Genomic DNA, 21,296 nt, shown 5'->3' with positions numbered 1-21,296 from the left:
GAAACAAACCGCTATTATAGGTAGCCGATTTGGCCTGTTTGACCGCCTGATCGCAATGGATTGTCCCATCGCTGGAACGACGACATGAAAATCGATTCGCACAACCTGAACGACCTGATGTATTTCTCGCAGGTGGTGGAGCACGGCGGATTCTCGGCGGCCGAACGGGTGCTCGGCATATCGAAGTCGCGCCTGTCGCGGCGCGTGAGCGAGCTGGAGTCGTCGCTCGGCGTGCGTCTGTTGCAGCGCTCCACGCGCAAGCTCGCGCTGACGGAGGCGGGCGAACTGTTCTATCAGCACTGCCGCGCCATGCTCGCCGAAGCGCAGGCCGCCGTGAACGTGGTGCAGTCGCTGCGTTCCTCGCCGCGCGGCACGGTGCGCGTGAGCGTGCCGGTCACGCTGTCGCAGACCATCTTTTCGCAGATCATTCCCGAATTCATGCATCGCTACCCGGAGGTGCGGGTGGTGATGCGCGTGACGAATCGCGTGATCGATCTGTTCGAGGATTCGGTCGATATCGCCTTGCGCGTGCGCTCGGAACCGCCGCAGAACGCCAACATCGTGGTGCGTCCGCTGTGGCGCACGGAGCAGATGCTGGTGGGCGCACCGAGCCTGCTCGCGCAGAACGCGCCGCCGCTCACGCCCGACGATCTGTCCCGCTTCGAGACGCTCGACACGCCCACCAGCGACGGCCGTCACGTGTTTCATCTGATCGCGCCGGACGGCACGCGCCACGCGCACGAACACGAGCCGCGCCTCATCAGCGCCGACCTCACGACGATCCGCGAAGCCGCGTTGCAGGGCCTCGGCATCGCTGCGATGCCGGAGATGATGTACGGCGCCGCGCTGCGCTCGGGCAAGCTCTCGCCGGTGATGCCGGGCTGGACGCTGCCGGTGCCGCAGCTTTATGCGGTGTTTCTCTCGCGTCAGGGCATGGTGCCCGCAGTGCGCGCGTTCGTCGATTACCTCGTCGAAGTGCTCGACGCCGACAAGAGTCTTCAGCAGGAATGTCCGCTTCGCAGCGAGATCGCCGCGCTCGCCGCGCAGAATCAGGCGGGGCAGGCCATTCAGGGACCCAGCAGTTCGCTCTCGACCGGCGGCCTGCCGCGCACGAAGTCGCCGAGCAATATCGAAACGGCTTGAGGCGCGCGACGCCTTAAGGCGATCGAAGCTTTGCGAACTTCCGCGCCCGTGTCACGTCTTTGCCTTTTGGCATTTAAGCGCGGCCGGCAATCGTTACTTTCAATGGGCGAAGTCTTGAAGGCGTGCGGCGAGAGGCATATATTGAAGCCGTCTCGCCAAGCACCGGTCTTGAGCGGGATTCGATGGCCGCTATCATAGTGGGCCTTCAGGGCTGAACGCGCAGTCCGTGTCGACCACGGCAGTCGCATGTGCCGATGTGAACCGATCGAATGTCGGGGAGTGTCGCCACCGCCCGAATGCGCCGCGTGCGCACGAAAAAAGGCCTTCATCTGACGATGAAGGCCTTTTACTTTTGAGCCCTGAAAACAAGGCCCGAAAACAAAAACGCGCGGCTAACTGCGCCGCGCGTTCCGGGTTTCGTTCCGTCTTGCGACGATGCGAAGATCAACGCATCAGTGATGCGCCGGATCGGTCACGAAACCGAGCTTCGTCAGACCGCCGCTCTGCGCGGCCGACATCACCTGCGCAACCTTTTCGTATTGCACCTTGCGATCGGCGTTCAGATGCAGTTCGGGCTGCGGTTGCTGCTGCGCGGCGGCCGCAATCTTCGCCGTGAGCTGGTCGTCGCTCACGACGTTGCCGTCCCACAGCACCGTGCCGTCCGCTTCGATCGATACGTTGATCTGCGTGGGCTTCGTGTCTTCCTTCACGCTGCTCGCGTGCGGGAGGTCGATCTTCACGGCGTGACGGATCACGGGGATCGTCACCATGAAAACGATCAGGAGAACCAGCATGACGTCGACGAGCGGCGTCATGTTGATCTCGTTCATCAGGCCATCGTCGTCGTCGCTGGCAAAGGGGCTCATCGCCATGTTTGCTGCCTCCGCGAATTAGTGGCTGCGTGCGGCGACGCGCAGGTTGCCGTTCTTCGCCGTGGTCGACGACAGGCGCGCGCCCGTCACGAAGAAAGCGTGCAGGCCGTGAGCGAAGCGGTTGAGCTTCGTGACGATCGTCTTGTTGGCGCGCGTGAGCGCGTTGTAGCCGAGCACCGCCGGAATCGCCACGAACAGGCCGAACGCCGTCATGATCAGCGCTTCGCCGACCGGACCCGCGACCGCGTCGATCGAGGTCTGGCCCGTCGCGCCGATCGTCAGCAGGGCGTGATAGATGCCCCACACCGTACCGAACAGGCCGACGAACGGCGCCGTGCTGCCGATCGAGGCGAGGATCGCGAGGCCGCTTTGCATCTTCGCGACCGACTCGTCCATCGTGTCCTTCAGGCAGCGCGTGACCCAGTCCGACACGTCCATGCGGTCATGCAGATGCGGTTGCGTCTGGTGATGGTGATCGGCGGCTTCCTGGCCCGAGAGCGCCAGCGCGAGGAACGGGTTGTCCTCCGGCGTGCCGGTGCCGAGCTTCTTCACGCCGTCGGCGAGGTCGTCCGAGTGCCAGAACTGCTGCTCGGCGTTCTTCGTGAGGCGCTTGAGGCGCGCGACGTTCCAGCCCTTGATGACGATCACGCACCACGACAGCACCGACATGATCAACAGCGCGAGCGCGATGCCGCGTGTGACGAAATCCCCTTGCGCCCAAACGTGGGCGATACCGTAGCTCTGCATGCTTTTTTCCTTGATTCGATGCGTTAAACGTTGTGATTCTCATTCAGACGGATGGCGCGGCCGATACACCGGGCGCCGTCAATCGTCGAGGGTGAAACCGAAAGGCTGCGTGTAGGCGGCGCGCACGGGCTGGCCGTCCTCCAGGTACGGCTTGCACGAGCTGTCGCGCATGGCGCCCATCGCGGCGTCGTCGAGACGGCTGTAGCCGCTGCTCTTCTTCAGTTCGATATTCTCGATCTTTCCGGTCAAGCCCACCACGAAGTGGACATAGGCCGTGCCGGTTTCGCCCCGGCGGCGCGAGAGCGTCGGGTAGTCGGGCTTGACGATGTTGCACTCCAGGTGCGACACGTTCTTCGGCGCCGTCAGGGCCATGGTCGGCTTGCCGACCGCGGGCGCGGCCTGAGCGGCCGGAGCCGGCGGCGTCGGCGCGGGTGGCGCAGGCTGCGACGGAGCGGGCGTTTCCACGACGTGCTGCGAGGGCGCGTCGGCGACCGGCAGCGGCGGAGTGGGCGTGGGCTTCGGCTTGGGCTGGACCTTGGGCTTTTCGCGCTTGACCGGCACCGGTTTGGGCGGCGGCGGGGTGGGCGTGGACTGGATCGCGGCGGGTGCGGCAACCGGTTCGGGCTTGATCAGCTCGGCGGTGATCGTTTGCGATTCGAGCGCGACCGGCGTGACGGCGTCGCGTTTCATGAGCACGACGGCGATGAGCGCGGCGTGAAGCGCGATGACGATCGCGCTCGCGGTCACGACCCGGCGGTTCGTGCGGACGGCGGGATACGAAAGCGCGCTGGCGGTGGTTTGGGTAGCCTGCATATTAGCGTTGCCGCCCGGATGACGACGGCGCGCAGGCTGGGCAACGCGTCGCTACAGGCAGCTTTATGGGCGAAAAATCAACAGCGAGATGCACACGGTGGTCACGAATCCGATCAGCAATTCCATAGCGGGCATCCTCCGGGAAAAAGGAAACAGGCGCTAGCTGGCTGGTCAAGAAACTGGCTTGCTGTCGGCGGTAAGCGCTCGATGATCGAGCGATGAAGCAAGGCGCGCGCGAGCTGCGGGCGCGCGCCCGTCAAGCTGTTCAGGCTGCCTTGCGCTCGTAGAACGTCATCGGCACCACGTGCGGAACGACGGCCACCTGCGGGCGGGTCACGCCGCAGCGGCTTGCACAGACGCCGCTTTGCGCCATCACGTCGCGCACGGATTCTTCGCACTTGCCGCAGCAGGTCGCGACGCCAAGCTCGAATTGCAGCTCGTCGAAAGAGTCCATGCCTTCGGCAATCGAGGCACGAATCGTCCGGTCGGAGACGGACTTGCACACGCAAACAATCATGATGGAGCGCAATAGAAAGAGTTAATGCGAATTATTATCATTATGTTTGGATCGTTTGGCAAGCATGCGCAGGGAATTTTTGTAACGAAACTCAGGGCTTAGCAGAGAAATGGCTGCTCAGGATCAAGGGTGCGATCTGCCCGGCGGCCGGCGAATCGGGGTGCGATGCGTGTCAAGCGACAGACGGATGGCGGGAAAGCCGTGCCTGGTGGGCGTCGCGGCGCGAGGGGTTAAAGCGTCGCGATGAGGGACCCATCAGCGCGAGCGATGATTGTTCGTCCGGAAAAGGGGCGCGATCTGCGCGAAAATTTTTTGGACGGACGCAGCGCGGGCGGCGAAATGCCGGCATCGACCCTGTCGTTGATAGGGAGATTGAGGTTGGCCGAGGCGGCCAAGGCGATTCAGGCCGCGTCGGGTTCCAGTTCGCGCGTGCGGCGCGACGGAATGCTCACGCATTCCACCTGCGACTCGATGCCGAGCAGCGCGGCCGCGAGCTTGCGCAGGTGCGTGCCGTCGTTCGTCGAGCAAAACCGTGCGGTGGGACTCGCGGACTCGTTCGCGTGCGCGTCGGCGCGCAGACCGTGCTGGTCGAGCACGCGGTCGAGCTGGCGCGCGATGGCCACGCTCGTATCGACGAGCGTCATGCGTTCGCCGACGATCGAGCGAATAGCCGCGTCGAGAAAGGGGTAGTGCGTGCAGCCGAGCACGAGCGTGTCCGCGCCCGCGTCGAGCATGGGCTCGACGTAGCCGCGCAACAGTTGCAGCAGTTCGGGCGAGTCGACGTCGCAGCACTCGACCGCTTCCACCAGGCCATAGCCCGGCTGGCTCAGCACGCGCAGGTCGGCGGCATGGCGCTCGACCAGCGCCTGGAAGCGCGCGCTGCGCAAGGTGACCGGCGTGGCCAGCACGCCGGCGACGCGCGAACGCGACAACTGCGCGGCAGGCTTGATGCCCGGCTCCACGCCCACGAGCGGAATCGGCAGGCGCGCGCGCACGAATTCGATGGACTGCGCCGTGGCGGTGTTGCAGGCCACCACGAGCGCCTTGGCTCCCTGCGCGACCAGCCATTCGCCGATCGCGAGCGTGCGGTCGGCGATGAAGTCGTCGTCGCGCTGGCCGTAGGGCGCATAGCGCGAATCGGCCACGTAGACGAGCCGTTCGGCGGGCAGCAGCGCGCGCACGGCGCGCAGCACCGAGAGGCCGCCCAGACCGGAATCGAAGATGCCGATGGGCGCGGCGCGAGTGGAAGCCGGAAGGTTCAAGTGCGTCGGGAAACCGGAAAAGAAACAGGGCTCGCGGACGGCGTGACTGGACAACGTAGCCGCGCCGCGCTCGGGGGCCGCACCCGCAATCGCTGCGGATGCGCCGCGTGAGCCCAAGCGATCAGGATTCTACCGAACCCATCATCGTTTGCTGGTAGTTCTGCAGGCCGACCTTGTCGATCAGGTCGATTTGCGTTTCGAGCCAGTCGATGTGCTCTTCGGTGTCGTCGAGAATCTTCGTGAAGATTTCACGCGAAATGAAATCGCGAACCGATTCGCAATAAGCAATCGCTTCCTTACACGTCGACTGCGAAATCTGTTCGAGTTTCAGATCGCATTCGAGGATTTCCTTGGTCTCTTCGCCGATCAGCAGCTTGTGCAGATCCTGGAGATTGGGCAGGCCGTCGAGCATGAAAATGCGCTCGATAAGCCAGTCGGCGTGCTTCATTTCGCCGATCGATTCGTCGTATTCATGCTTGCCGAGTTTTTCGAGACCCCAGTGCTTGTACATGCGCGCATGCAGAAAATACTGGTTGATCGCGGTGAGCTCATTCTTGAGTTGCGCGTTCAAATACTCGATGACTTTTTTATCGCCTTGCATGATCTTTCCTTCCTTGTGGGGCGTGGGTTTTCAAACACTGGTTCGAACAATAAACGCTCAATACGCAAATGCCAAGGCCGAATCCCGGCTGAAATCAAACACTTGCTTGTGCTGAGAATTAATCTCGTTACGTTTTGCGTCGTCCAAAACAAAAACCGGGGCGTAAGCCCCGGTTTTCAGTTTTCGGTGTGAAACCGAATCATACACATCATGCGGTCGCGACGGGGATTTTCCCGATCTTCGCCTGCCATTCCGCCGGGCCGGTCTTATGCACCGAGGTACCCGACGAATCGACGGCGACCGTCACCGGCATGTCGAGCACGTCGAATTCATAAATAGCTTCCATGCCGAGGTCCTCGAACGCAACGACCTTCGAGCCGCGGATCGCCTTCGACACGAGGTAGGCGGCGCCGCCCACGGCCATCAGGTACGCGGCCTTGTGCTTCTGGATCGCCTCGATCGCGACCGGACCGCGCTCGGCCTTGCCCACCATCGAGATGAGGCCCGTCTGCGAGAGCATCAGTTCGGTGAACTTGTCCATGCGCGTGGCCGTCGTGGGACCTGCCGGGCCGACGACTTCGTCGCGCACCGGATCGACCGGGCCGACGTAGTAGATCACGCGGTTCTTGAAATCGACCGGCAGCTTTTCGCCCTTGGCGAGCATGTCGGCGATGCGCTTGTGCGCCGCGTCGCGGCCCGTGAGCATCTTGCCCGACAGCAGCAGCGTCTGGCCCGGCTTCCACGACGCGACTTCTTCCGGCGTAAGCGTGTTCAGGTCGACGCGCTTGCTGGTTTCCGTGTTCGGCTCCCAGTTGACCTTCGGCCAGGCGTCGAGCGAGGGCGCTTCCAGCTTGGCCGGACCCGAGCCGTCGAGCACGAAGTGCGCGTGGCGCGTGGCCGCGCAGTTCGGGATCATCGCGACCGGCTTCGAGGCCGCGTGCGTCGGCGCGGCGTGAATCTTCACGTCGAGCACGGTGGCGAGACCGCCCAGACCCTGCGCGCCGATGCCGAGCGCGTTGACCTTCTCGTGCAGTTCGACGCGCAGTTCTTCGATCCAGTCCTTCGGACCGCGCTTGATGATGTCCTGAATGTCGATGGACTCCATCAGCGATTCCTTCGCCATCAGCATCGCCTTTTCAGCGGTGCCGCCGATGCCGATGCCGAGCATGCCCGGCGGGCACCAGCCCGCGCCCATCGTCGGCACGGTCTTGAGCACCCAGTCGACGATCGAGTCGGACGGGTTGAGCATGACGAACTTCGACTTGTTTTCCGAGCCGCCGCCCTTGGCCGCGACCTGCACGTCGACCTTGTCGCCCGGCACGATCTCGTAGTGGATCACGGCCGGCGTGTTGTCCTTCGTGTTCTTGCGGCCGCCTTCGGGCGGCGACACGATCGATGCGCGCAGGACGTTGTCCGGGTTCAGGTAACCGCGGCGCACGCCTTCGTTGATCATGTCGGTGACGCCCATCGTCGCGCCATCCCAGCGCACGTCCATGCCGACCTTCACGAAGATCGTGACGATGCCGGTGTCCTGGCAGATCGGACGGCGGCCTTCGGCGCACATGCGGCTGTTGGTGAGGATCTGCGCGATCGCGTCCTTCGCTGCCGGGCTCTCTTCGAGCTCGTAGGCGCGGCCGAGCGCTTCGATGTAATCCTGCGGATGGTAGTAGCTGATGTACTGGAGCGAATCCGCGATGCTCTGGATCAGGTCTTCCTGCTTGATGACGGTCATGGCTAGCTTCTGTGGGGACAGGGGTGTTTCGAATTGTGGCCTGGCGCGCCGGTATTACTCCGGCGTCGCCGTGTCGCGCACGACACGCTCCGGCACCGGATGGCGCGCGGCGAGGTCGTGGTAATGCTCGGGATGCGTGTGCGTCGTGATGCGGTCGATCCACGCCATCACGAGCGCCGAGAGCAGGAAGGCGATGTGGATCGCCACCTGCCAGATCACGGTGCGCTCGGAAACGGCGTCGGGATTGATGAAGGTTTTCAGCAGATGAATCGACGAAATGCTGATGAGCGCCATCGCGAGCTTCACCTTGAGCACGCCGGCGTTCACATGATCGAGCCATTCGGGTTCGTCGGGGTGGCCTTCGAGGCCCATGCGCGAGACGAAGGTCTCGTAGCCGCCGACAATCACCATGATGAGCAGATTCGAGATCATCACCACGTCGATCAGGCCCAGCACGGCGAGCATGATGCTGGTTTCGTCGAGCGACATCGCGTGCGTGACGAGATGCCAGACTTCCTTGATGAACAGCACGCAATAGACCGTCTGCCCGACGATCAGGCCGAGGTACAGCGGCACCTGCAGCCAGCGGCTCATGAAGATGATGCTGGGCAGCAAACGCATGCGGCGGCGGGACGGCGGCTGGGGACGAGCGGCGGACATGTGCGTTGTGGGTCGCGATGATCGTGGGAACCGGACGAATCACCCGCAGCAGGCCGCAGCGGGCGATTCTGACGATTCGGGCAGGGCCGCGACGGCGTGCGCCGCGCGCGCTGGCACGTTTTTCACGTTTGCGCGCTGCGCCGCAATGCCGCAGGGGCCGGGCGGGCGCTATTGTAACGCGTCGGCGGCGCGCATCGCCGGGATGCGGGCAGACAAACTTTCAGAATTCTTACGTCAGAACAGGGCCGCAGCGCGCTGAAGCCCGTCGGGCGCGGCCCGCACGAGACTTCACGCGCCTTCACGACGCCACGGGCGGCAGCCGTTTCGTCTTGACGCTCGCGAGCGCGATGCCCGCGACCACGCAGGCGAGCGCGACGCCGTGCGCGGGCGTCGGCCGCTCGCCGAGGAAGACCATGCCGTAGACGGCGGCGGCCACCGGCAGCACGGCCGTGAACACGCCCGCGATGCTGCCCGGCACGTGACGGATGCCCATCATCCAGAGCACGAATGAGAACACGCTCGCCGACAGCCCGTACCAGACCACGAGGCCCCAGACGCCCGCGGGCACGCTCGCGTAGTCGAACGAGAACGCGCCGGCCAGCCCCACGGGCAGCATCAGCAGAAAGCCGAACAGATGCGTGTACGCGCAGATTTCGAGCGGCGCGAGCGTTTGCGTGAGACGGCGCGAGAGGATCACGTAGAGCGATTCGCAGCACACCGCGCCGAGCACCATCAGATTGCCCGCGAGCGAGCCGGGATTGTGCGAGCCGGCGTCCGTGTGCGCGAGATTGACCACGGCGATGCCCGCGATCGCGAGCGCGATGGACGCGAAGGCGCGCGCGTCGGGACGCTCGCGCAGGAACAGCCAGGCGAACAGCGCGACCACGGCCGGGATCGTGCTCGTGATGACGCCCGCGGCCACCGCGCTGGTGCGATGCACGCCGCCGAGCATCAGCAGCGTAAACCCGAATGTACCGAAGAGGGCCTGAAGGAACAGATTGATCCATTCGTCGCGCTTCACGCGGCGCATGCGCGAGAGACGCAGCAGGGGCCAGAGCACCGCGAGCGCGATCACGAAGCGCAGCAGCGCGAACAGCGGGACCGGCAAAAATGCGACGATCGACTTGCCGATGCCGACGTTGCTGCCCACCAGCAGCATGGCGGCGACGAGGAAAAATGAATAGCGGTTCAAGCTGGAATCCGGGCGCTGAGATCAGTTAGCATTCTAAATGCCCGCTTAATGCCTCGCCAGGGTGACCGGCGAAGGCGCTCGAGCGCCGCGGGGCGTGCCGCCTTGGGGCAAACCCCTGCGCCGCACGCGAGCGCACGTAAGTAGCGGGTAAGTTGTCGCGCTTAACCTTTGAGCGCATGGGTCTTGCCGCACGGGTTTTGCCGCATGGGTCTTGCGCGCGGACCCGTGCAGACCGCCAGGCGCCAGGCACATGTGCTTCGCACCATCGAGCGGCAAAGTAAACAACGCGCCGTCGCGCGCCCGCGCAAATCCGGGCGGCAGCGCGGCGGCACACGGAGACGGCGCGCGCGGGCATCCACGATGCCGCGCGCGTCCACGAGTTTGACGTTTCATCTTCACCAAGGGGTTGTCGATGTCTGCGATTGAATCGGTTCTTCAGGAACATCGTGTGTTTGCGCCGACCGCGCAAACGGTGGCGGACGCTACGGTGTCCGGCATGGAAGCCTACAAGGCGCTGTGCGCCGAGGCCGACCGCGATTACGAGGGTTTCTGGGCGCGCCTCGCGCGCGAAACGCTGACCTGGCAAAAGCCCTTCACGAAGGTGCTCGACGAGTCGAAGGCGCCGTTCTACACCTGGTTCGAGGACGGCGAGCTCAACGCCTCGTACAACAGCCTCGACCGTCACGTGGAAGCGGGCAACGGCGAGCGCGTCGCCATCGTCTTCGAAGCCGACGACGGCACCGTCACCAACATCACGTATCAAGATCTGCTCTCGCGCGTCTCGCGCTTCGCGAACGCGCTCAAAAAGCGCGGCGTGAAGAAGGGCGACCGCGTGGTCATCTACATGCCGATGTCGGTCGAAGGCGTGGTGGCCATGCAGGCCTGCGCGCGCATCGGTGCGACGCACTCGGTGGTGTTCGGCGGCTTCTCGTCGAAGTCGCTCAACGAACGCATGGTCGACGTGGGCGCGGTCGCGCTCATCACCGCCGACGAGCAGATGCGCGGCGGCAAGGCGCTGCCGCTGAAGAATATCGCCGACGAAGCCATCGCGATGGGCGGCTGCGAAGCGGTGCAGACCGTGATCGTCTACCAGCGCACGGGCGGCAAGGTCGCGTGGCACGAAGGCCGCGACCTCTGGATGCACGAAGTCTCCGCGGCCGAGAGCGACGTCTGCGCGCCGGAACCCGTCGGCGCGGAACACCCGCTTTTCATCCTCTATACGTCGGGCTCGACGGGCAAGCCCAAGGGCGTGCAGCACAGCACCGGCGGCTATCTGCTGTGGGCCGCGCAGTCGATGAAGTGGACCTTCGACTGGAAGCCGAGCGACGTGTTCTGGTGTACCGCCGACATCGGCTGGATCACGGGCCACAGCTATATCGCCTACGGCCCGCTCACGATCGGCGCGACCCAGGTCGTGTTCGAAGGCGTGCCCACCTACCCGAACGCGGGCCGCTTCTGGGACATGATCGCGCGCCACAAGGTCAGCGTGTTCTACACGGCGCCCACGGCCATCCGCTCGCTGATCAAGGCCGCGGAAGCCGACGCCAGGGTGCATCCGAAGAGCTATGACCTGTCGTCGCTGCGCATCCTCGGCACGGTCGGCGAGCCGATCAATCCGGAAGCGTGGATGTGGTACTACGAGAACGTGGGCGGCAAGCGCTGCCCGATCGTCGACACCTGGTGGCAGACCGAAACCGGCGGCCACATGATCACGCCGCTGCCGGGCGCCACGCCGCTCGTGCCGGGTTCGTGCACGCTGCCGCTGCCGGGCATCATGGCCGCGATCGTCGACGAAACCGGCCAGGACGTGCCGAACGGGCAGGGCGGCATTCTGGTCGTCAAGCGCCCCTGGCCGTCGATGATCCGCAACGTCTGGGGCCAGCCCGAGCGCTACAAGTCGGGCTATTTCCCGGAGGAACTGGGCGGCCGCCTGTACCTCGCCGGCGACGGCAGCGTGCGCGACAAGGAAACCGGCTACTTCACGATCATGGGCCGCATCGACGACGTGCTGAACGTTTCGGGCCACCGTCTGGGCACGATGGAAATCGAGTCGGCGCTGGTGGCGAATCCGCTCGTGGCCGAAGCCGCCGTGGTGGGCCGCCCGGACGACACGACCGGCGAAGCCGTGGTGGCGTTCGTGGTGCTCAAGGCCGACCGTCCGCAAGGCGACGCCGCCGTGAAGCTCGCGAACGAGCTGCGCGCGTGGGTGGGCAAGGAGATCGGGCCGATCGCCAAGCCCAAGGACATCCGCTTCGGCGAAAACCTGCCGAAGACGCGCTCGGGCAAGATCATGCGCCGCCTGCTGCGCTCGCTCGCGAAGGGCGAGGCGATCACGCAGGACGTGTCCACGCTGGAGAATCCCGCGATTCTCGACCAGCTCGGCGAGTCGTTGTAATCCCGGCCGGAGCGCGCGGCGGCCTGCGTCACAGGGCCGCCGCGCGCCTCCCGAGGTTGCCCCCAATTGCCGGTCATGCGCCTTTTTGCTACACAGGCGCATGGCCGCGCCACACACCACCCCTCCGAACCCCGTCAATCCCTTGCCTGAACCGCCCGCGGTGAGCGAGGCGATGGCGCACGCGCATCGGCGCTACTGGCGCTTCAATCTCGCGCTGATCGCCGTGCTCATGACGATCGGCTTCGCGGTCTCGTTCGTCGCGCCGCTGTTCGCGCACGCGCTCGACGGCCTGCGCTTCGCCGGCTTCAGCCTGCCGTTCTACCTCGGCGCGCAAGGGGCGATATTGATCTACGTGGCGCTCGTGGTCGTGTATATCGTGCTGATGCAGCGCGCCGACCGCGTGCTTCAAGCCGCGCGCGAAGCCGACATGGCGATCCGTCAGGCCAGCCAGGCGCCGCAACGATGAAGCTCGCGCATCGGCTCATCCGCTCCTACGCGCTCTATACGCTCGGCTTTCTCGCCTTCGTCTTCGTGATGGGGCGCATCGAGCGCGCGACGGGCCCGGGCATGTGGATCGGCTACGTGTTCCTGTTCGTGCCGATCGCCGTCTACGCCGTGATCGGGCTGCTGTCGCGCACCTCGGATCTGGTCGAATACTACGTCGCGGGACGACGCGTGCCCTCGGTCTTCAACGGCATGGCGACGGCGGCCGACTGGCTCTCGGCGGCGTCGTTCATCGGCCTCGCGGGCTCGCTCTACGCGACCGGCTACGACGGCCTCGCGTACCTGATGGGCTGGACCGGCGGCTACTGCCTCGTCGCCTTCCTGCTCGCGCCGTACGTGCGCAAGCTCGCGCGCTACACCATCGCCGATTTCCTCGGCACGCGTTTTTCGAGCAACCTGGTGCGCGCACTCGCCGTGCTCGCGACGATCCTGTGCTCGTTCGTCTATCTCGTCGCGCAGATCCAGGGCGTGGGCCTGATCGCGGTGCGCTTCATCGGCGTGGACTTCGCCATCGGCATCTTCTGCGGACTCGCGGGCATCCTCGTGTGCTCGTTTCTCGGCGGCATGCGCGCGGTTACCTGGACGCAGGTCGCGCAATACATCATCCTGATCGCGGCGATCCTGATTCCCGTCTCGCTGATCGCGCATCGCGACGGTCTCGGCTGGGTGCCGCAACTCGACTATGGCAACGTGATGCAGCGCGTGGAAGCGCTCGAACGCGATGTGCGCGCGTCGAGCGCCGAGGCCAACGTGCGCGACGAATACGAGCGGCGCGCGGCGCTGTGGCAGTCGCGGCTCGATGCGCTGCCGGGTTCGTACGTCGAGGAGAAAACGCGTCTCGTCGCGGCGCTGGTCGATCTGCGCCGCCATAACGGCCCGCTGCGCGACATCGATTCGCTCGAACGCGAAGTCGCCCGTTTCCCGCGCGACGTCGAGGCGGCGCGCGCGGCGTGGACGCGCGAGCGCGACGATCTGCTTGCACTCGCGACGCCGCCCGTGCCGATGCACGAAGCGTTTCCCGCGGAAAGCGACGAGGCGCGGCGCGTGCATCAGCGCAATTTTCTTTCGCTGCTGCTGTGTCTTTCGCTGGGGACCGCGAGCTTGCCGCACATTCTCACGCGCTATAACACGACGACTTCGGTGGCGTCGGCGCGGCGCTCGGTGGGCTGGACGCTGTTCTTCGTCGCGCTGTTTTATCTGACCGTGCCGGTGCTGGCGGTGCTGATGAAGTACGAGATTCTTTCGCATCTCGTGGGGCAACATTTTTCGGATCTGCCGCATTGGGTGATGCAGTGGCGGCGCGTGGAGCCGTCGATGATCAGCGTGAGCGACGTGAACGGCGACGGCATCGTGCATTGGGGCGACATTCGAATGCAGGCCGATATGGTCGTGCTCGCGGCGCCGGAGATCGCGGGGCTGCCGTATGTGATGTCGGGGCTGATAGCGTCGGGCGCGCTCGCGGCGGCGCTGTCGACCGCGGATGGTTTGCTGCTCACGATTTCCAACGTGCTCTCGCACGATGTGTATTACCACATGGTCGATCCGAATGCGTCGAGTCAACGACGCGTGACGATGTCGAAGATTCTGCTGCTGGGCGTCGCGTTGTTTGCTTCGTGGGTCGCTTCGTTGAATGCGGGGAATATTCTGTTTCTCGTGGGCGCGGCGTTTTCGCTGGCGGCGTCGAGTCTGTTTCCGGTGCTCGTGCTCGGCGTGTTCTGGAAGCGCACGACGCGCCTCGGCGCCGTGGCGGGGATGATCGCGGGGCTTGTCGTGTGCGTATATTACATCGTGTCGACGTATCCGTTTTTCACGCAACTTACCGGGTTCGAAGGGGCGCGTTGGTTTGGTATCGATGCGATTTCTTCTGGTGTGTTTGGGGTGCCGGCGGGGTTTCTGGTGGCGATCGTTGTGAGTCTTTTCGATCGGAAACCGGATGAGTATATGGTCGCGTTGGTGGATTATATTCGGCATCCTTAATAATGAGTGCGCGCCGAAAGGGTGGCGCAGCGTTTCAGCTTCAGGTCGTGCCGGCTTGCATGGGATGCAGGTCGCCGCAAAGCGTTTCAAGCGCGCGTCGCTTGCCCGCCACCTCCGCTTCATGCAGCAGCAGACCGACGAACTGCGAGCACACTAACCCGAAGCGCTCGGAGACCAGCCGCCGCGGTCCAAAGAGCGAATGCAGCCGGTAGCGCACCTTGTAATCGTAGGTCGCTTGCGCGAGCAAGGTTTCCACCGCATCGGGATTGCCAGCGAGCGCCGGATGTCGGGCGACGATCGAGCGTTCAAGACTGTAGGCGTCGCGAACGTCTGCCCATTGGCGAAATGTCACCCCTTTCCTGGGCATTGCGTCCGCGATGAGCCCGCCACTCAGCACGACGGCGACATGCGTGAATCGCGGTCGGGCGAATCGCGCGACGGATTGAATGGCAAGATTCGCGACGCTGCCGCAAGTCAGGCTGCGTGGGCGCAGTAGCAGGACGTCGCCGGGCTTGACGGGTGTGAGGCGCACGCTGGTGTGGTGGGTCATCGAGGGATTCCGGCTTTTTCATTCTCGTGCGTGGATGCACCGTCGATCCGCCGTGGATCCGCCGTGGATCCGCCGTGGATCGATTCAAGGCCCCGAAAAACAAAAACCCCGCAAGTCCTTGAACTTACGGGGTTTTGAGAATCTGTCCTGGCGGAGAGAGGGGGATTCGAACCCCCGATAGGCTATTAACCTATACACGCTTTCCAGGCGTGCGACTTAAACCGCTCATCCATCTCTCCGGCGGGACGCGAATTATAGCAGAGTCTGGGCGCCGGGGGGAGGGCGTTGCTGGAGCGTCGAAATTTGGCCTTTGCCAAACCCTCGCCAAACCCCATAAACAATCGCCGCCTTCCGGCCGCCGCCCACTACAAAGCAACGAAGAATTGCATCGCTCCGCGCCCTGCCTTCATTCCGTATCGCTTTTTTGCTCCGATTGCACGCTCCACCTCAGCCAGCCACCGCAAAACGAAGCACCAAAACGGCGGAGCCCGCATCATGATTCAGATCGTGCGCGCGGGCGTCGGCTGCAACTACACGTCGCTGACGCTCGCCGTCGTCGGCATCCGTCACAAGTTCTAAAGCTGAGCCCACACACGCGCGGAAGAGGCGCTCTGCAGACACCCAGCGCTTCGTCGATAATGCATCGTCGATTCTTTGAGGAGTCCGCGCGTGAAGGTCAGTGAAGCCGTCAACAGTCGCAAGTCGGTGCGTCAGTTCTTGCCCGATCCCGTCGATCCCCAACTGATGCGCACGGTGCTCGCCACCGCGTCGCGCGCGCCGTCGGGCGGCAATCTGCAACCGTGGCACATCCACGTGGTGGGCGGCGAGCGGCTCGCGGCGTTCAAGTCGATCATGGCCGCGCGCATCGCCGAGGCGCCCGAGGGCGAGCGCGGCGAATACGATGTGTATCCGCGCGAACTCACGCCGCCGTATCGCGACCGGCGCTATCAGGTCGGCGAGGATCTGTATCGCAGCATCGGCATTGCGCGCGACGACCGGCCGGGCAGGCTGCGCCAGTTCGCGCGCAATTTCGCGTTCTTCGACGCGCCGCTCGCGCTCTTTTGCAGCGTCGACCGGCAGATGGGACCGCCGCAATGGTCCGATCTCGGCATGTTCCTGCAAACGGTCATGCTGCTGTTGCGCGAAGCCGGCTTGCATAGCTGCCCGCAAGAATGCTGGGCGCGCTATGCACAGACGGTCGGCGAATTTCTGGTGCTGCCGGACGAGCGCATGCTGTTCAGCGGCATGGCGATCGGCTATGAGGATGTCGCGGCGCCGATCAATCAGTGGCGTTCGGCGCGCGTGCCACTCGAAGCGTTTGCGCAATTCGACGGCATCTGACGATCTCGCCGCCGCGAACCGCGTTTTAAGCTATTTGAAAGCTGGTTGCGTCACATCGTGACGCATTGCTTCACAGCGCCGCGCGAATGCGCGCGGCGACGGCTTCCAGTTCTGCCTTGTCGGCCATGTCGCGCGCGTGCATGCGCAGTTCCTCGCCGTTGCGGCGCGGAATCAGATGGAAATGCACATGCGGCACGGTCTGGCCGGCAGCCGCGCCGTTGAACTGCGCGATCATCAGGCCGTCGGGCGTGAGTGCCTTGCGCAGCGCCGCGGCCAGCGTGTGCACCATCGCCATCGCCGCGCTCAGCGCTTCGGGCGACAGTTCGTAAATCTCTTCCGCGCCTTCCTTCGGCAACACCAGCACGTGGCCTTCCGACTGCGGCATCACGTCCATGATCGCGACGGCGGCGTCGTTTTCGGCCAGCTTGATGGAAGGAATTTCGCCGCGCAGCAGCTTCGCGAAGATGTTGTTGGTGTCGTATGCCATGGGTTGTCCTCGGGTTATTGCCTGGGTTTTCCTGCGTGATTGCTGGAGGCTTTCAGGCGGCTGTCGCAGCCGCAGCGGTCGATTATCGCCTGGCCGGGTGACGAAAGCGGTGTGTCGGTGTCCCTGCACTTTTTTTGAAGCGGGTGCATCATAGGGGTTCTCGCAGCGAGCGCGACGACGAAGTCTTGATAGCAACCTCTTGCATGTGGCCGGAGCGAGGCGCAGGGCGCCAGTGCCGGTCTTGACGGAGCACGTATGGCAACGACCGATCTCGAAGCAGCCCAACCCGCCCGCGAGGCCACCGGTTCGGGGGCCTGGCGATTTGCATCCCAACTCCTCGCGCGCGCCGACGTCAAGATGAACGGCACGCGCCCCTGGGACATGCGCATCCACGACAACCAGGTGCCCGAGCGGGTGCTGGCGCTCGGCAATCTGGGCCTCGGCGAAGCCTATATGGATGGCCAGTGGGATTGCGAACAACTCGACGAGTTCTTCGCACATGTGTTGCGGGCGCATCTGGATGATCAGATCGATCCCGCGCGCCTCGTCTTCCACGCGCTCCGGGCGCGCCTCATGAACCGCCAGACCGTGCGTCGCGTATGGAAGGTCGGTCAGCAGCACTACGATATCGGCAATGCGTTTTACGAGGCCATGCTCGACAAGCGCATGACCTACACCTGCGGTTACTGGTCGGGCGGCGCGAAAACGCTCGAAGAAGCGCAGGAAGCGAAGCTCGACATGATTTGCCGCAAGCTTGGCTTGCAGCCGGGCATGCGTCTGCTCGACATCGGCTGCGGCTGGGGCAGTCTCATGAAGTTCGCCGCCGAGCACTACGGCGTTGCATGCGTGGGCGTGACCATTTCGAAGGAGCAGGCCGCGCTGGGCGCCGCGCGCTGCGAAGGGCTGCCGGTCGAGTTTCGCCTGCAGGACTATCGTCTGCTCGACGAGAAGTTCGATCGCATCGCCAGCGTGGGCATGTTCGAGCACGTCGGGCCGAAAAACTACCGCACGTATATGGAAGTCGCGCATCGTTGTCTCGACAGCGAAGGCCTCTTCCTGCTGCACACGATCGGCAAGAACCGGCGCGACACCACGCCCGATCCGTGGATCGACAAATACATTTTCCCGAACGGCGAATTGCCGACCATCGGCCAGGTCGCCGATGCATCGGGCGGTTTGTTCGTCACCGAAGATCTGCATAATTTCGGCGCCGATTACGACCGCACGCTAATGGCATGGCACGCGAATTTCGAAGCCGCGTGGCCGCGTTTCGAAGCCGAAATGGGCCAGCGTTTCTATCGCATGTGGCGTTACTACCTGCTGTCGTGCGCGGGTGCGTTCCGTGCGCGCGATATTCAGCTCTGGCAATTCGTGCTGTCGAAAAATGGTCGGGTGGGCGGTTACGTGCGGCCTGAAATGCCGTCGGCGGAATAATCGAATGAAAAAAGGCCTTGAAACAAGGCCTTTTTTAATGCCGTCGCCTGATAAGTCATAACCGCGTGCGCGTTCATGGAATGCGCGACGCGGTTTTTTATTGCTCGCGCGTTTAGCGCATGACGGCCGCGACCGTTGCGATGCCGAGTATCGTCATCAGCACGGAAGCGCAGACGTGAATGACGATCTCGCCCGCCGCCCAGCCAAAGCGGCCGTTTTGCAGATGCGAAACCACTTCGGCGGAGAAGGTCGAAAAGGTCGAGAGGCCGCCCATGCAGCCGGTGATGACGAACAGACGCCATTGCGGCGAGACCTCGGGCAAACGCATGAACGCGGCGACCGCCACGCCAATGACGTAACCGGCGATCACATTGGACGCCAGCGTGCCGAGCGGCAACGAAGGAAACAGCGCGTTCAGCCGCAGGCCGAGCACCCAGCGCAGCAGCGAACCGAGCGCGCCGCCAATACCGACGGCGAGTATGGACAGATACATGTCAGGGGTCGTGGTGAGCGCAATGAAAGGCGCACACGGCTGGCGGCGAACGGTCTGTGCCGGCTGCCGGCGCGCTCCGGCCTGGACCCCGAAAGTGTAGCATCGCGCCGCAGGGCAGCAGGCGCTGCGCGGCGCGATGTGCGACTTGATGCGATGCTGCGCTTACACCATCACGCGAGTCCGCCGTTGGCGCGCAGCGTCTGGCCGTCGACCCAACCGCTGTCCGGCCCGGCGAGGAACGACACGACCGAGGCGATGTCCTCCGGCTGGCCGAGGCGTTCGAGCGGCGGCAGGCTCGCGAAATGGCGGATCTGCTCCTCGGTCTTGCCTTCAAGGAAGAGGGCGGTGGCAACCGGTCCCGGCGCGACGGCGTTGACCGTGATGCCGCGCCCGCGCAATTCCTTCGCGAACACGCGCGTGAGCGCTTCGACCGCATTCTTGGTGGCGTTGTAAATGCCGTATCCCGGCAGATTCAGCGCGAGCGCCGTCGTCGAAAAGTTGATGATGCGCCCGCCGTTCGCGAGTTTCGTGGCGGCTTCGCGCATCGTGTTCAGCGTGCCGCGCACGTTGATGTCGAACATCTCGTCGTAGAGCGCGTCGGTCGAATCGGCGAGCGTGACCACCTTCATCACGCCCGCATTGTTGACGAGCACCGTGGGTTGGCCGAGTTGCGCGATGGTCGTGTCGAACAGCGCGCGCACTTCGTCGGCCTTCGCGATATTGGCTTTCACGGCGATGGCGCGACCGCCCGCCGCCGTGATGGTGGCGACCAGCGCTTCGGCCTCGCGCGCGCTCGACGCATAGTTGACGACGACCGCGTGGCCGTCGCGCGCCAGCCGCTCGGCCACGGCGGCGCCGATGCCGCGCGACGCGCCGGTCACGATCGCCACGCCGCGCGTGCCGCTGTTTGAGGTCGTGGTTGCGTTGCTCATGCTCGATCTCCTTTCGATGGATGTCCGCCGCAGCGGGAATGGAGTCGATCATGCGGGAATTCGCGCCGCCGGTCATTGCGCGGCGGCGGGTTTCATCATTCCATTTCGATTAACAATCGATCGAGGGCGGACGCAGGTTAGCGAACGTATTTCATATCGTCACGTGCGCCTGCGAAGACGCTCAATACGCGATGCAGACCGATTTCGTCTCGGTGTACGCATCGATGATCGCGCGGCCATGTTCGCGTCCGATCCCCGACGACTTGAACCCGCCGAACGGCAGCGCGGGATCGACCATGTTGTGCGTATTCACCCAAAAGGTGCCCGCCTGCACGGCATCGACCACGCGCATCGCGCGATCGAGCTGATTGGTCCACACGCTCGCGCCCAACCCGTATTCCGAGGCGTTGGCGGCGTCGATCGCTTCTTCCACGTCGTCGTAGGGCATCGCCACGAGCACCGGGCCGAAGACCTCTTCGCGCACGACGGTCAGCGCACGATTGCCGGCGTTCGCGATCACGGTCGGTTCGACGAAAAAGCCCGCGCGCTGAGCGTCGCCGCCGCCTGCGAGAATCTCGCCGCCTTCCGCGCGGCCCTGCGCGATCATGGCCGCCACCTTGTCGCGATGACGCGCCGAAACCATCGGCCCCATCTGCGTGGCCGCCTCGAAGCCGGAGCCGAGCACCGTGTTGCGCGCGACGTCCGCAATGCCGCCGACGATCTCGTCGAAGCGCGCGCGGCACGTAGAGCCGCGAGCCCGCCGTGCAGACCTGGCCGTGATTGAAGAAGATCGCGCCCGCCGCGCCTTCGATCGCGCGCTGCGTATCGCAGTCGTCGAGCACGATCACGGGGCTCTTGCCGCCGAGTTCGAGCGAAACGCGCTTCAGATCGCTCGCGCATTGCTTGCCGATGATGCGGCCCACTTCGGTCGAGCCGGTGAACGTGACCTTGTCGACGTGCGGATGGCGCACGAGTGCTGCGCCCGCCGTCTCGCCCTGGCCGGTGACGACGTTGAACACGCCCGGCGGAAAGCCCGCTTCGTGCGCGAGTTCGGCGAGACGGATCGCGGTGAGCGGCGTTTCCTCCGCGGGTTTGAGCACGACGGTGCAGCCGCACGCGAGCGCGGGCGCGATCTTCCACACGGCCATCAGCAGCGGAAAATTCCACGGCACGATGGCGGCGACCACGCCCGCGGGCACGCGACGCGTGGAGGCGTTGTAGCGCACGCCCGGCGGAAACGCGAGCGAGAGATCGACCGTGCTGCCTTCGATCTTGGTCGCCCAGCCCGCCATGTAACGCAGCCATTGCACGCTGCCGCCCACTTCCAGCATTTTCGAAAAGCCCAGCAATTTGCCTTGATTGAGCGTTTCGAGCGCGGCGAGTTCGTCGCCGTTCTGCTCGATGAGATCGGCGAGCTTGAGCAACAGACGCTCGCGTGCGGCGGGCGGCAGGCGTCGCCACGTATCGGCTTCGAAGGCGCGGCGCGCGGCGCTCACGGCTGCGTCGATGTCGGCGTCGCCGGCGTCGGGAACCTGCGCGATTTCATGGCCGGTGGCCGGATTGAACACGGCGAAATGGCGGCCGTTGCCGCTCTCGACAAAGCGTCCGTCGACGAACATCTGCGTGCGGATCGTGTGTGTGAAA

The 21,296-nt window shown here is 64.5% G+C and carries 20 protein-coding genes, 1 tRNA gene and 1 pseudogene; 7 read left to right on the top strand and 15 right to left on the bottom strand.

All coding sequences use genetic code 11. The features are described from left to right. Nucleotides 1-84: 84 nt before the first annotated feature. Entirely contained in the window at nt 85-1,143 is a 1,059-nt protein-coding gene (locus BMY06_RS27305) for a LysR family transcriptional regulator (protein WP_065061378.1), read from the top strand. Nucleotides 1,144-1,595: 452 nt separating this feature from the next. Here BMY06_RS27305 and BMY06_RS27300 read toward each other — a convergent pair whose 3' ends face one another. The 9 genes from BMY06_RS27300 to BMY06_RS27260 all read right to left on the bottom strand — a co-directional run bounded on the left by BMY06_RS27300 (nt 1,596) and on the right by BMY06_RS27260 (nt 9,539). After that, entirely contained in the window at nt 1,596-2,015 is a 420-nt protein-coding gene (locus BMY06_RS27300; protein ID WP_074986411.1) for an ExbD/TolR family protein, read from the bottom strand. A gap of 18 nt (nt 2,016-2,033) precedes the next feature. After that, the gene (locus tag BMY06_RS27295; RefSeq protein WP_074986410.1) at nt 2,034-2,762 is read right to left on the bottom strand and encodes a MotA/TolQ/ExbB proton channel family protein; all 729 of its coding nucleotides are present in this window, start codon (nt 2,760-2,762) and stop codon (nt 2,034-2,036) included. 78 nt (nt 2,763-2,840) lie between these two features. After that, nucleotides 2,841-3,575, bottom strand: coding sequence for an energy transducer TonB (locus BMY06_RS27290; protein WP_065061381.1), 735 nt, complete (start codon nt 3,573-3,575; stop codon nt 2,841-2,843). A 265-nt stretch (nt 3,576-3,840) separates the two neighbouring features. Then, entirely contained in the window at nt 3,841-4,092 is a 252-nt protein-coding gene (locus tag BMY06_RS27285; RefSeq protein WP_065061382.1) for a (2Fe-2S)-binding protein, read from the bottom strand. Nucleotides 4,093-4,493: 401 nt separating this feature from the next. Beyond that, nucleotides 4,494-5,354 (bottom strand): glutamate racemase, encoded by an 861-nt coding sequence (gene murI / locus BMY06_RS27280; RefSeq protein WP_074986408.1) that lies wholly within the window; start codon nt 5,352-5,354, stop codon nt 4,494-4,496. A 121-nt stretch (nt 5,355-5,475) separates the two neighbouring features. Continuing rightward, on the bottom strand, nt 5,476-5,955 hold the full coding sequence (gene bfr, locus BMY06_RS27275; RefSeq protein ID WP_074986406.1) for a bacterioferritin: 480 nt from the start codon (nt 5,953-5,955) through the stop codon (nt 5,476-5,478). A 208-nt stretch (nt 5,956-6,163) separates the two neighbouring features. Then, nucleotides 6,164-7,687 (bottom strand): fumarate hydratase, encoded by a 1,524-nt coding sequence (locus BMY06_RS27270; RefSeq protein WP_065061385.1) that lies wholly within the window; start codon nt 7,685-7,687, stop codon nt 6,164-6,166. 54 nt (nt 7,688-7,741) lie between these two features. Further along, complete coding sequence (locus BMY06_RS27265; RefSeq protein ID WP_074986405.1) at nt 7,742-8,347, bottom strand: TIGR00645 family protein; 606 nt, start codon at nt 8,345-8,347, stop codon at nt 7,742-7,744. 298 nt (nt 8,348-8,645) lie between these two features. After that, on the bottom strand, nt 8,646-9,539 hold the full coding sequence (locus BMY06_RS27260; protein WP_074986403.1) for a DMT family transporter: 894 nt from the start codon (nt 9,537-9,539) through the stop codon (nt 8,646-8,648). A 412-nt stretch (nt 9,540-9,951) separates the two neighbouring features. On the opposite strand from BMY06_RS27260, the gene acs reads away from it, so the two are divergent. From acs to BMY06_RS27245, 3 genes are all read left to right on the top strand, one after another. Next, on the top strand, nt 9,952-11,934 hold the full coding sequence (gene acs / locus BMY06_RS27255; RefSeq protein WP_074986402.1) for an acetate--CoA ligase: 1,983 nt from the start codon (nt 9,952-9,954) through the stop codon (nt 11,932-11,934). 100 nt (nt 11,935-12,034) lie between these two features. Further along, nucleotides 12,035-12,400: a DUF4212 domain-containing protein gene (locus tag BMY06_RS27250; protein ID WP_065061389.1), complete on the top strand. Its 366-nt coding sequence runs from the start codon at nt 12,035-12,037 to the stop codon at nt 12,398-12,400. Then, nucleotides 12,397-14,415, top strand: coding sequence for a sodium:solute symporter family protein (locus BMY06_RS27245; protein WP_065061390.1), 2,019 nt, complete (start codon nt 12,397-12,399; stop codon nt 14,413-14,415). Before BMY06_RS27250 ends, BMY06_RS27245 begins: the two co-directional genes overlap by 4 nt. A gap of 40 nt (nt 14,416-14,455) precedes the next feature. On the opposite strand, the gene BMY06_RS38985 is transcribed toward BMY06_RS27245, so the two are convergent. Together BMY06_RS38985 and BMY06_RS27235 are read right to left on the bottom strand one after the other, a co-directional pair. Beyond that, nucleotides 14,456-14,965 carry a hypothetical protein gene (locus BMY06_RS38985; protein ID WP_124260856.1) on the bottom strand — a complete coding sequence of 170 codons (510 nt, stop codon included), beginning with the start codon at nt 14,963-14,965 and terminating at the stop codon, nt 14,456-14,458. 148 nt (nt 14,966-15,113) lie between these two features. After that, nucleotides 15,114-15,204: transfer RNA gene (locus BMY06_RS27235), tRNA-Ser, on the bottom strand. Nucleotides 15,205-15,268: 64 nt separating this feature from the next. Here BMY06_RS27235 and BMY06_RS38980 point away from each other — a divergent pair. Further along, entirely contained in the window at nt 15,269-15,544 is a 276-nt protein-coding gene (locus BMY06_RS38980; protein WP_124260842.1) for a hypothetical protein, read from the top strand. A gap of 90 nt (nt 15,545-15,634) precedes the next feature. Beyond that, complete coding sequence (locus tag BMY06_RS27230; RefSeq protein ID WP_074986400.1) at nt 15,635-16,306, top strand: nitroreductase; 672 nt, start codon at nt 15,635-15,637, stop codon at nt 16,304-16,306. 70 nt (nt 16,307-16,376) lie between these two features. On the opposite strand, the gene BMY06_RS27225 is transcribed toward BMY06_RS27230, so the two are convergent. Beyond that, nucleotides 16,377-16,793 carry an HIT family protein gene (locus BMY06_RS27225; RefSeq protein ID WP_065061134.1) on the bottom strand — a complete coding sequence of 139 codons (417 nt, stop codon included), beginning with the start codon at nt 16,791-16,793 and terminating at the stop codon, nt 16,377-16,379. A 255-nt stretch (nt 16,794-17,048) separates the two neighbouring features. Between BMY06_RS27225 and cfa the strand changes: the two genes are divergently transcribed. Then, nucleotides 17,049-18,227, top strand: a complete 1,179-nt coding sequence (cfa, locus tag BMY06_RS27220; protein WP_074986399.1) for a cyclopropane fatty acyl phospholipid synthase — start codon at nt 17,049-17,051, stop codon at nt 18,225-18,227. Between the two features lie 112 nt (nt 18,228-18,339). Here the strand turns inward: cfa and crcB are convergent, their stop codons facing one another. From crcB to styD, 3 genes and pseudogenes are all read right to left on the bottom strand, one after another. Next, nucleotides 18,340-18,720, bottom strand: coding sequence for a fluoride efflux transporter CrcB (crcB, locus tag BMY06_RS27215; protein ID WP_065061136.1), 381 nt, complete (start codon nt 18,718-18,720; stop codon nt 18,340-18,342). Nucleotides 18,721-18,890: 170 nt separating this feature from the next. Beyond that, the gene (locus tag BMY06_RS27210) at nt 18,891-19,652 is read right to left on the bottom strand and encodes an SDR family oxidoreductase (protein ID WP_065061137.1); all 762 of its coding nucleotides are present in this window, start codon (nt 19,650-19,652) and stop codon (nt 18,891-18,893) included. Nucleotides 19,653-19,833: 181 nt separating this feature from the next. Beyond that, nucleotides 19,834-21,271, bottom strand: a pseudogene (styD, locus tag BMY06_RS27205) (phenylacetaldehyde dehydrogenase StyD). Between the last annotated feature and the right edge of the window lie 25 nt (nt 21,272-21,296).

It is taken from the genome of Paraburkholderia tropica (assembly GCF_900109265.1).
Lineage (GTDB): Bacteria > Pseudomonadota > Gammaproteobacteria > Burkholderiales > Burkholderiaceae > Paraburkholderia > Paraburkholderia tropica.
This window is presented reverse-complemented; position numbering and strand designations above follow the sequence as displayed.

Excerpts from the sequence above, each read along its gene's own strand:
- BMY06_RS27305 (WP_065061378.1), top strand. The coding sequence starts at position 85 with ATGAAAATCGATTCGCACAACCTGAACGACCTGATGTATTTCTCGCAG.
- BMY06_RS27300 (WP_074986411.1), bottom strand. The coding sequence starts at position 2,015 with ATGGCGATGAGCCCCTTTGCCAGCGACGACGACGATGGCCTGATGAAC.
- BMY06_RS27295 (WP_074986410.1), bottom strand. The coding sequence starts at position 2,762 with ATGCAGAGCTACGGTATCGCCCACGTTTGGGCGCAAGGGGATTTCGTC.
- BMY06_RS27290 (WP_065061381.1), bottom strand. The coding sequence starts at position 3,575 with ATGCAGGCTACCCAAACCACCGCCAGCGCGCTTTCGTATCCCGCCGTC.
- BMY06_RS27285 (WP_065061382.1), bottom strand. The coding sequence starts at position 4,092 with ATGATTGTTTGCGTGTGCAAGTCCGTCTCCGACCGGACGATTCGTGCC.
- bfr (WP_074986406.1), bottom strand. The coding sequence starts at position 5,955 with ATGCAAGGCGATAAAAAAGTCATCGAGTATTTGAACGCGCAACTCAAG.
- BMY06_RS27270 (WP_065061385.1), bottom strand. The coding sequence starts at position 7,687 with ATGACCGTCATCAAGCAGGAAGACCTGATCCAGAGCATCGCGGATTCG.
- BMY06_RS27265 (WP_074986405.1), bottom strand. The coding sequence starts at position 8,347 with ATGTCCGCCGCTCGTCCCCAGCCGCCGTCCCGCCGCCGCATGCGTTTG.
- acs (WP_074986402.1), top strand. The coding sequence starts at position 9,952 with ATGTCTGCGATTGAATCGGTTCTTCAGGAACATCGTGTGTTTGCGCCG.
- BMY06_RS27250 (WP_065061389.1), top strand. The coding sequence starts at position 12,035 with ATGGCCGCGCCACACACCACCCCTCCGAACCCCGTCAATCCCTTGCCT.
- BMY06_RS27245 (WP_065061390.1), top strand. The coding sequence starts at position 12,397 with ATGAAGCTCGCGCATCGGCTCATCCGCTCCTACGCGCTCTATACGCTC.
- BMY06_RS38985 (WP_124260856.1), bottom strand. The coding sequence starts at position 14,965 with ATGACCCACCACACCAGCGTGCGCCTCACACCCGTCAAGCCCGGCGAC.
- BMY06_RS27225 (WP_065061134.1), bottom strand. The coding sequence starts at position 16,793 with ATGGCATACGACACCAACAACATCTTCGCGAAGCTGCTGCGCGGCGAA.
- cfa (WP_074986399.1), top strand. The coding sequence starts at position 17,049 with ATGGCAACGACCGATCTCGAAGCAGCCCAACCCGCCCGCGAGGCCACC.
- crcB (WP_065061136.1), bottom strand. The coding sequence starts at position 18,720 with ATGTATCTGTCCATACTCGCCGTCGGTATTGGCGGCGCGCTCGGTTCG.
- BMY06_RS27210 (WP_065061137.1), bottom strand. The coding sequence starts at position 19,652 with ATGAGCAACGCAACCACGACCTCAAACAGCGGCACGCGCGGCGTGGCG.